At 63.5% G+C, this 9,328-nt stretch carries 7 protein-coding genes and 2 pseudogenes; 6 read left to right on the forward strand and 3 right to left on the reverse strand.

The features are described from left to right. Positions 1-228: transposase (locus tag VIF40_RS10430; RefSeq protein WP_331937453.1), on the forward strand; the 228-nt coding region annotated here is incomplete at its 5' end. A 24-nt stretch (positions 229-252) separates the two neighbouring features. Here the strand turns inward: VIF40_RS10430 and VIF40_RS10435 are convergent. Then, a pseudogene (locus tag VIF40_RS10435) lies at positions 253-1,034 on the reverse strand (IS5 family transposase). Between the two features lie 95 nt (positions 1,035-1,129). Between VIF40_RS10435 and VIF40_RS10445 the strand changes: the two are divergent. Then, on the forward strand, positions 1,130-1,465 hold the full coding sequence (locus VIF40_RS10445) for a hypothetical protein (protein ID WP_166143243.1): 336 nt from the start codon (positions 1,130-1,132) through the stop codon (positions 1,463-1,465). 575 nt (positions 1,466-2,040) lie between these two features. Here the strand turns inward: VIF40_RS10445 and VIF40_RS10450 are convergent. Both VIF40_RS10450 and VIF40_RS10455 read right to left on the reverse strand, forming a co-directional pair. Continuing rightward, positions 2,041-3,237, reverse strand: a complete 1,197-nt coding sequence (locus VIF40_RS10450) for a hypothetical protein (RefSeq protein ID WP_331937455.1) — start codon at positions 3,235-3,237, stop codon at positions 2,041-2,043. A 737-nt stretch (positions 3,238-3,974) separates the two neighbouring features. Beyond that, entirely contained in the window at positions 3,975-4,409 is a 435-nt protein-coding gene (locus VIF40_RS10455; RefSeq protein ID WP_331937456.1) for a recombinase family protein, read from the reverse strand. A 591-nt stretch (positions 4,410-5,000) separates the two neighbouring features. On the opposite strand from VIF40_RS10455, the gene VIF40_RS10460 reads away from it, so the two are divergent. The 4 genes and pseudogenes from VIF40_RS10460 to VIF40_RS10475 form a co-directional block, all read left to right on the forward strand. Further along, entirely contained in the window at positions 5,001-5,693 is a 693-nt protein-coding gene (locus VIF40_RS10460; RefSeq protein WP_331937457.1) for a hypothetical protein, read from the forward strand. A 668-nt stretch (positions 5,694-6,361) separates the two neighbouring features. Continuing rightward, complete coding sequence (locus VIF40_RS10465; protein ID WP_331937458.1) at positions 6,362-6,772, forward strand: DUF6634 family protein; 411 nt, start codon at positions 6,362-6,364, stop codon at positions 6,770-6,772. Continuing rightward, positions 6,769-8,718 (forward strand): AAA family ATPase, encoded by a 1,950-nt coding sequence (locus VIF40_RS10470; RefSeq protein ID WP_331937459.1) that lies wholly within the window; start codon positions 6,769-6,771, stop codon positions 8,716-8,718. The genes VIF40_RS10465 and VIF40_RS10470 overlap by 4 nt, the downstream gene beginning before the upstream one ends. Positions 8,719-9,097: 379 nt before the next feature. Then, positions 9,098-9,328 (forward strand): annotated as a pseudogene (locus VIF40_RS10475) (hypothetical protein); the annotation flags it as partial.

Here is a 9,328-nt window from a genome sequence, read left to right on the forward strand (position 1 = left end):
AAAATCCAGTCCACCAACGGCATCGAGCGCCTCAATGGCGAGATCAAGCGCCGCACCGAGGTCGTCGGCATCTTCCCGAACGAGAAGGCGATCAAGCGCCTCGTCGGCGCGATCTTGTTGGAACAGAATGACGAATGGGCCGTGCAGCGTGGCCGCTATATGACCCTGGAAACAATCGCCGCTTTGAGCGATGATCCCATCGTCAAGCTGCCCGCCGTGGCCGCCTGATCAAACCGACTGATGCCGGAGTCCCTAGGCGGCGTGGACAAATTTGAGCCAGTATCTGGCCGTGGCGATGTTGACCATGCCGAGAAAGGTTTCGGGGAGCTGGTCGTAGCGGGTAGCAATGGCGCGATTGACTTTGAGATGACCGAACATGCGCTCAATGCGGTTGCGCTGTTTGTAGAGGGTGCGGTTGTGCTCGATTTTCACGCGTCGGTTGGACCGTCCCGGAATTACGGCCTCGATGTTGCGTGCGGCAAGGTCAGAACGGATCGCATCGGCATCGTAGCCCTTGTCTGCGAGCAGTGCGTCTGGCACGCGTTCGGGCAAATCGATCAACGCATCATACGCCTTGCAATCTGCTGACTCACCGCCTGTCAGATGGAAGGCGAGCGGTCGTCCGAGAGCATCAGCCAGGCAGTGAAGCTTACTGGTGAACCCGCCCCGCGAGCGGCCAAGAGCGCGTCGATGAGCCCCCCTTTTCCGCCCGCTGCCGAGACGTGGGCGCGAACCGTGGTGCTGTCGATGCTGTAGTGACCGCTGTCTGCCATGATCTCGGCCAGCGTCACAGCCACCATTTCCCAGATCCCGGCTTCGCTCCAACGTCGGAACCGCCGATAGATCGTGTTCCAGTTGCCATATTTGGACGGCACGTCGCGCCACGGAGCGCCGCAGCGAAGTCGCCACAGTATCCCATTAATGATCGAGCGGTTCTCTTCAGGAGGTCGGCCTCGACCTCGGTTCGACGCTTCGATCGGGAGCAAGCCTTTCAAAACACGCCATTCTGCTTCGCTCAGGTCGCCTCTGCTCAAGTCTGCCTCCAAAAAGCAGTCTTGAATCAATGCTTTTGGCTCAAGTCAATCAGGTCCGATTGCCACCATTGCTGTGTCGTGCCAGAAAATTCTTCATGAAAAATATCCAGATCATCGACGGCGCTGCAAACGCCACTTTCAGCGTGTTTCAGGCAACAGAGGAAGAGTTCGTTGCCATCTTCCCGGACGGACGAGACATGGAACTGGTCGAAGACTTAATCGAACGGCTTGGCGACGAGGTCGCAGGTTCCGTGCTGAAACCGCTTTGGAACCGCCCGATCCTGAAGCGTGATGCGCTCGGAATCCATGGGACGCTATTCTACGACAATGAACATCGACGGGACCATATCCCGCCGTCGAAGCGCGAAATCGATTGGGATGATCGCTCGGTCAATCAAGCCCAGCGAGACCTATTCGCCAGACATCGCTAATTTGTCCACGCCGCCTAGAACGGGACCGACCTGAGCTACACCATCTCCAGGGGCACGATCCAGCGTCGGCCGTGATCTGAACTATCCCGCTCTCCTCGGCGACGGAATAAGAGAGATCGTCATGGATCATTGGGGCGACGCCACGCGGCAGGACAATGTGAAATTCCGGGCCGGCGCCCGCGGCTGTCCCAAAGCTAAGCCTGCCTTCACTATCGTTTCAACGAATTGCCCCGCGCATGGCACACGGACCGTGTCACGCGGGCTCGGGATGTGAGTGTGGCGCGTCGCCTCGAGAACAAGGACAACCGACTTTTCCCCGCAGCAGCGCCGCCCGTGATCGCTATATCCGCCGGCGTGGACAGGAAGATTTCCTGCGGCTTCGGCTGCGGGACGAGGACATTCGCGCCGGGCCGAATGAAAGGCAGCTTTTTTTCGTGGATTTCGCTGTCGTTTGTCCGACCGAGAAGTCACTGCTCTCGATCCGATGAAGCCGAGAACCCGCCACTGCCCAAACTCGCCGAAATTTAGCGCAACATTCACCCGGTCCGACCATGACGAGCTCAGCTACTCGCCGGCTACGGAGGCTTGATTCCCGTCTGTTCGTTCTCATTCGGCTCAATGTCACTGGTCGTGTCATCTCGCCGCTCTCTTCTCGACCCGAAAGATGACGAATCTGTCGGCGGCGCGTGGAGCATCTTGTAAAAATTTGGCCAAAGGCTGAGATCGGGAGCGGGCTCGTCCTTTTTCGTGACGGGCGGGGTCGGGAACGGCTCGAATTCCGCCACTGTCTGTGGGTCTGCGGGGCTTCTGGACGTCACCGGAGTGTCGTCGCGCTCATGCAATTTCGAGAGCGCCTCGAGCTGGGTGGCGACCGTCCGTCTAACCTGCGCGACCTCGGCCTCATCAGGGATTGGCAGCTCTATGTCGACGACGCCGGTCGAATCACGTCGACCGTAATGCGTAAAAGCGGTCTCGTCGTCGTGATGGCCCACCAGCGCCGCCACTTCTGCCGGAGCGTAGACGAGCTTGGCCTGCGCGATGAATTCGTGCCGGCAGCAATAGATCGCGTAACACTGCTCCTTGTCGGGCCACAATCGCCGACTCACGTCTTGCAAGCACCCTTGGAGACGACCGTAGTATTTCGTGTAATCGTCATCGGATAGGAAGGAACGGGCGAGTCCGATCGTGCGTGCGATCGAACGCATCATGCTCGGGCTCAAGTGCCGCCATCGCAATGTCCGACGCGCGCCGTTTCCGCGGCCATTCGTTGTTTTCGCGTTGTGGATTACGAGCTTTGCATTGTAGCCCTTCTCGGGGATTTCCAGCGACGCGGCGTACCATTCGAGTGGCCGTAGACCGGTCGCGCAGCTCGCTCTCAAGAAATCGATCAGCTCCCGCCCGTATCGCGCACGCCCTAGCCGGAGATCGGCGTACACTCTCATGCGGTCCTGGTATCGAAATCGCCCCGCCTTCATTGCGGACGTTTCTTTTGTCCGCACGACGGCGCCGGTCTGACTCTCAGCTCCGAGGATCGCGATAGCGCCGTCGCCTTCGTCGAGCGGCCGGTCTTCGTGTGTGAGGACATAGAGCGCCGCCGCCTTGTAAGAGCGCCAGGTCGATCGACTCCAGTTCGACTTTTGTTCGACGAGCCAATGCACGAAGCGCAACGGGGTCAATTCGGCGACCTCGACCGATATTTCACGAGCGCAGCGCGCCCTCAGCCGGGCGGCCCGCTCGACATAGGTCGCTATGGTCTGCGCGGTCACCGACATTTCGATATCCTCGAAGAGACATTGCTGTCCGGGACCCGCTTCTGCGAAGACGGTGTCGAGGCGATGGCTTCATTCACCATCGGAATGGCGACGGCCGTGGGGACAGGAATGTCCATGACGATTGTCCGCAAAAGCTCACTATCAGGAATATAAAATCATATCGGCACGAATCAATAGGAGTTATTTTGTTGGCATGCGCCACGGCGGCGAAACGTTTTTGTTCGTGACAGAAACGGATTTCTCCGTTTTGGAAACGGAATTGTTCGTCACAAAAACGAATTTGTCCGCATTGGTAACGGATTTGTCCGCGCCAAACGCGCGGAATTTTCCGTTTCTCCGGCGGACAAAAGTGTTTCAAAACCCCCGAGTAACACGGGACTGACCGGGGTCCCTCGCGGATCGTCCCGCGACCCTGTGCATTTCGAGAGAGGCCGAAACTCTCGAACTCTCGCAGCCCTTGGCGATCGTCGTCCATGGGCGATGACGGCGGTTCAGGCTCATGATTTCCTCCCGCGAGTCTTCGTATCGCTCTTCGGGCCACCGCGGCGGATGGACGGCGTCGCCAAGAGGGCCGCGACGTCGTCCCCGGTCAGGAAGCGGCGGTCGAGCAGCGCGTCGGCGATGCGCTCGACGGCGGCGCGTAGCGCGTGATCTAAGGCCAGCCGTTCTTGCCATTGGCGTTGTCTGCGATCACGCCGAGGTTCCTCTCGTAGTCCGCCCAGCTCGATGATCTTGGATCAATACCTCCAAACCTCCCAGTCCTTACGTTCGCGTCTGAAGCCGCGAACGATCTTCTTTCGGCCGCCATCGATGCTGACACGGCGCCCCGTGCGCCCGAAGGCGTAGGCGCCGGCATAGATCGGGTTGGTCAGCATGTGCAGGATCGTTGGGTATGCCGGCAGCTTCCAGTCGATCTGGCGGCCTTCCGCGCCATGGACGATGGCCGGCAGCGGCACGCGCTCATGCCGGAACCACAAATGCGTCTGACGCACCGATTGCACGTCGGCGAATTTGGCGAACACCAAGGCGATCGCCTCAACGATGCGCCCAGACGAGGTGCGCCTGTGATGATTTAGCTCGGCGCCATGGGCAAGAGCTTGCGTTCGTGCTGGGGGAATGAAGGATCTGCCGAAGAAGACAAAAGTGGAAGTAATAGCTTCCAGACGCGCCAACTTCAAGCCGTCACGAATGTTTGCGGTTCGTGGACGGAATAGCTCTCGATGACAAATGGAGATTCATTCCTATTCGGCTAAAAATCTTGAGCTTGGCAGGATAGTTGCGTTAACTATACAATTTTCTTCTAAATATTTGCCGGATTCGACCTTGAAGAACCTGAGCCGAATCCATATCTCGTCGATCGGTCGCGGCTATCCAAGTCGAAAAGCGGCCGCCATGGAGGGATTCCAGCCCTCCACAGCGGCCTGACCAAACGATGATCGAATGGAGATCACCATATGGCTATCAAAGGGACTATCACGTCTCCGCGCCGAGCGGAATCCGTCCAGAACGGCTGCGGCTTGCGCTTCGACCCCTGCGCGACGCAAGGGTCCAAACACCTCGGTCGTCTCGACCCGATCTGCGTCCAGCCCGCATCCGATCGGTCGCCGACGCGACATGCCGCTCCGGCGATCACCGGGTGCGACGCCGCGGGTCTTTTTGTGATGTTGACCCCGCGCGAACAGCTCTCTTTCGATCTGCGCGCTCTGCCGCTCCGCACGCCTGCCGCCTATCTTCTCCTCAATGACGATTGGGCGGATGTCGCGATGGCGCGTGCGGGCGAGACGCTCGATGTGCGCAATCGTCTCGCTCATCACATGCGGGACCGCAAACTCGCCTGGTTTACGCGCGCGGCCATCATCTATGGCCCCGCGGTGGACAAGCGGGTCGCTCACGGTTTGCAGTATTTCCTGCATAGTCATCTGGTCGCCGCCGGACGCTGCGACGTCATGTCCGGCGTGGACGCCAATCCTCCGTCGACGTCCGCGTTCCAGGCCGCGCTGGGGTTGTTCGAACGAGCGCGTCTCTATCTCTCGGTGGCGGGCCTCGATCTCCTCGAGGAGAGAACCGTCCACGACTCCGAGCGCGCCATTGAGCCGGACGACGTCGACGGATTCGTGACGCCCTTCGATGCGGAGCGCGTCTGGGTCCTGAAAGACATGGGCTACAGAGCCGCCGTCGCCGAGGCGGGCGGGTGCTGGGCCGTTCTCGCCGGATCGGAAATCCGCGCCCGGGCGCAACCGTCGGCGCGGCCGCGCGACATTCGCATCCGCGACGAGCTCGCGCGCGACCGTGCGCTCGAACCGGTGCACGGCCGGCCGGACGTCCGTGTTCTGTCGAGAGATGTCCCCGTCCGGTCGCTCGACGACGCCGGCAAGCTCGTGTTGGGCAGCCCGCGCAGCGTGACGCGCGCGTGGGAAGAGATCCGCCTCGACGCGCGCTTCGCTTTCCGAGCCTGACGCAACCCCGCAATTCTATCGCGTGCGGCCGCGGCGACGCCGCCGCACGCGCCTCGGTCGCGTTTGCGCATCCACAAGCCAACTGGTCTAGCCGCGCCGATTCTTCATCGGCGGCCGAAGATCGCGACGTCGGGCGCTCATTCGAGGACCAGGCAAACTCTAAACCCGAGTGGGCTCCGACATGTCGAGATTCGACGCGCCCCCGATGGGCGCGATCAGGAGGGTTATGCCATGAAGCCTTGCAATATTGCTGAAACGCATTGCGCGCCGCCTTCTTTCGTCTGGTGGCGCGATGTCTCCGCTCTCGCCTTCACGAGCGCCCATGCGCATGAGCTGATGCGAGATCTCGCGCGCCTCTTCGACGGAGCGGATCTTCGCGACTCCTGTCGCGACAGGGTGGCTGCCGCTGTCGGTCGCGCCATTCGTATCGCTCGAGACCAGAGCGCCTCGATCGCAGACGTCGACGCGGCGATGAGCCTCACGCTGCTTCATGCACTCCGCGGGGAGGCGGCCGCTCGCGAGATCGTCATATTCGGTCTGCGGCGCCGGCGCTCCGCCGCTTCCGATCTCATCGCCGAAAGCTGGCGCATGGCGCCTGCGTTTCAGAAGACGCGCGCATCGCGTTCCGCGCATCGTCGCCGCCCCCGCATGATTCCACGGCAGAGACGATGGCGCCGGATGCCGATCGCTCGTGGTCGATGAGCCGAGGCGCCACAACGGTGATTTTTTTCGAGCATGGAGGTTTCATAATGCGTAGTGCGATTTTTCTGGGCGACGATCCGAAGCAGATTATTCGAAGAACGCGGGCCCTGTCGGACGATATCGCCTGTATCCTCGCGGATGGCGCTCCTGCGGAAAGCGATCTCGCCGAGGCGCCGATCTTGGACCATTGGGTTGTCATCGGGCGCATGACGCCCGCTCTCGCGGGAGCGGTTACCGGTCATCCCGCGCTCGGCGATCGCAGCATTATCACGTCCGATCTGTGCGCGCTGGACGCCGCTGCCGGCTGGGCGCGCACGGAGAGCCGCTTCTATCGCCTCGGTCGTCCCGGCGGCGGCGCGCGCGGGAGGGACCAATGAGCAAGCGCTCGCAAATAAAGGGAAACGACGACGACCTCTTCGACCGCCCCGACGATGACGACGACGCGGTCGGAACGGCCGGCGTCGCCGACGCTCTGGCCTTGGCCTGCCTGCGGGCGGCCCTGCCGGCCGATCTGCGCCGGCGGATCCGTTACGGCGACGCTGTCGCCGTCGTCGTCCAGGCGCCCGCCGCCGACTGGTGCGACGTTCTGGCGCGCGCCGCCCGGAAGGATGCGGCGCAGATCGTCTCGCTCGCGCGGGACGGCACGTCCCGCCGCGACCACGATCCTGCGCGCGGCAATGACGGCGTCGCCGGCGACCTCGCGCGCGGACGTTCCGTCGTCGGCGTCTCGCAGGATCCGCAGCGATTCCTGCCGTCGACGCTGATCGCCGTCGCCGATGCGCAGGTCCGCGTCCGCGCTCCCGACGCCAAAGTCCTGCGGTCGCTGCTGCGGAAGCACGCGAGCGGACGCGTTCCCGACGCGCTCCCCGACGTCTCGATGCTCGGCTTCCATGAAATCGTGGCGTCCTTCCGCTCGGGCGCGGCGGCGGGCGACGTCGTCGACAGGCTCGCCGCCGTCGCGAAGCGCAAGGCCGTCGCTCGAACGGGCGACGGCCCGGCTTTGCAGGAGCTTCCGTGGGTTCCCGCCGGCGCGATGCGTTGGGGTCTGTCGCTCGCCGCCGAGGTCGCCGCCCACCGCGCCGGCGCCGCGTGGCCCAAGGACAGCTCGGCCTTGTTCCACGGGCCGCCCGGCACGGGGAAGACGCTCTTCGCGCGCGCCGTTGCGAAATCCTGCGGGCTGAATTTCATCGCCACCAGCCCGAGCTCCTGGTTCCGCAACACCACGGGGCTCAACGACGTCGTGACCGCCTTCACGCGGTCGTGGGACGCCGCGCGCGCAGCCCGCCCGGCCATCTATTTCATCGACGAGATCGACGGGCTTCCCGACCGTTCGAAGCTGGACGCCGATCGGCTGAGCTGGTGGGCGCCGCTGCTCGACGCCGTGCTGCTCGCGCTTTCCGGCGGGTCCGACTCCGAGCGGGACGGCCTCGTCATCTGCGCGGCCACCAATCACCCCGAAAAGATCGATCCCGCATTGCTGCGACCGGGCAGAATCGGACGGTTGATCGAGATCGGGCCGCCCGACGCGACCGGCCTCGCCGCCGTGCTGCGCCATCACCTCGGGACCGCGCTCGCCGGCGCCGATCTCGTTCCTGCGGCGAGCCTCGCGCCTGGCACCACTCCCGCGCAGGCCGCGCAATGGGCCGACGACACGCTGCGCCTCGCCCGCGACGCTGGGCGCGCGCCGATGCTCGACGACCTGCTGCGTGTGATCGCGCCGCCCGATCATCGCTCGCCCGCCGACCGGCGCGTCGCCGCCGTCCACGAGGCCGGGCATTGCGTCGCCTATCGCGAGGCCGGGCTGACCATCGCCTCGACGTCGATCGTCGCGCGCGGCGACTCCGGCGGGGAGACCCGCGCCGCCGGGCGTCCCTCGATGTTCCCGACGCGCGCCGATCTCGACGCCGGCGTCGTGATCCTGCTCGCGGGACGTTCCGCCGAGGAGGTCGTCCTCGGCGCGGCGTCCACCGGCGCCGTGATCGATCTGGCGATGGCGACGCGCGCGCTGGCCGACGGGCACGGCTCCCACGGGCTGGGCGACACGCTGCGGCACCGGCCCGACCCGGCGGCGTCCCTGGCCTTCGACCACGCGTTGCGCGCCGCCGTGGACGCGGATCTCGCCCGGCTGCACGCGCGCGCGCTCGACCTGATCCGCCGGCGCCGCGCCGACGTCGAGTGCATCGCCGACGCACTGCTCGACCGTCGCTTCCTGACCGGGGACGACGTCGCCGCTTTGCTGGGGCGGACGGTCTGCAACGGCGGCGCGAAAAGCAGGGCTAAGAACGCCAAGGGGGGCTCGAGGATTCGCGCAAGGAATGCATGAGCCCGGGATGCCGACTTCCTCGACGACGTCGTTGCGCGCCTGTTGACGGTCCGCGGCCGACGTCTAACGCGCCGCCGCGAGCCCTGCACGCTGTTGCGGTCGCGGTCCTCGATGAGGCGGAGAGGCGCGCCGGTATGGCACGCGTTTCCGACGTGATCCTGCGATTCCCGTGGGGCGTACGGCGCGACAAGGGCAATCGTTCCTGTCTGTTATGATGCAAAGCCTACTCGGCGCGACCCATCTGCTGTGGCCGGAAGGCGCCATGAGCGGTCATTTGTCCGTCGGAGGGAGGGCACGGTTCCATTTGCAAGCTAAGCGGCTTTGACTACGACTAGTAAACGGCGTAAACCGATGCAATCGGGCTTTGTAGGAATAACCAGTGTCATCTCAATCTTCTTTGCTCGGTGCGGCTGGTGAATATCACGTCATATCGGAATTACTCCGGCGTGGTTACATCGCTGCGCTCGCACCGCAAGGAGTTCCCAACGCTGATATTGTAGTAACTGACGTGGAGGGGGCGCGACTCTGCTCTATTCAAGTGAAGACCCGTCGCGATATTGGTTCGGATGGCGGCTGGCACATGAAAGCAAAACACGAAGACATCCGGTCT

Source organism: Methylosinus sp., from assembly GCF_036560965.1.
In the GTDB taxonomy this organism is placed as follows: domain Bacteria; phylum Pseudomonadota; class Alphaproteobacteria; order Rhizobiales; family Beijerinckiaceae; genus Methylosinus.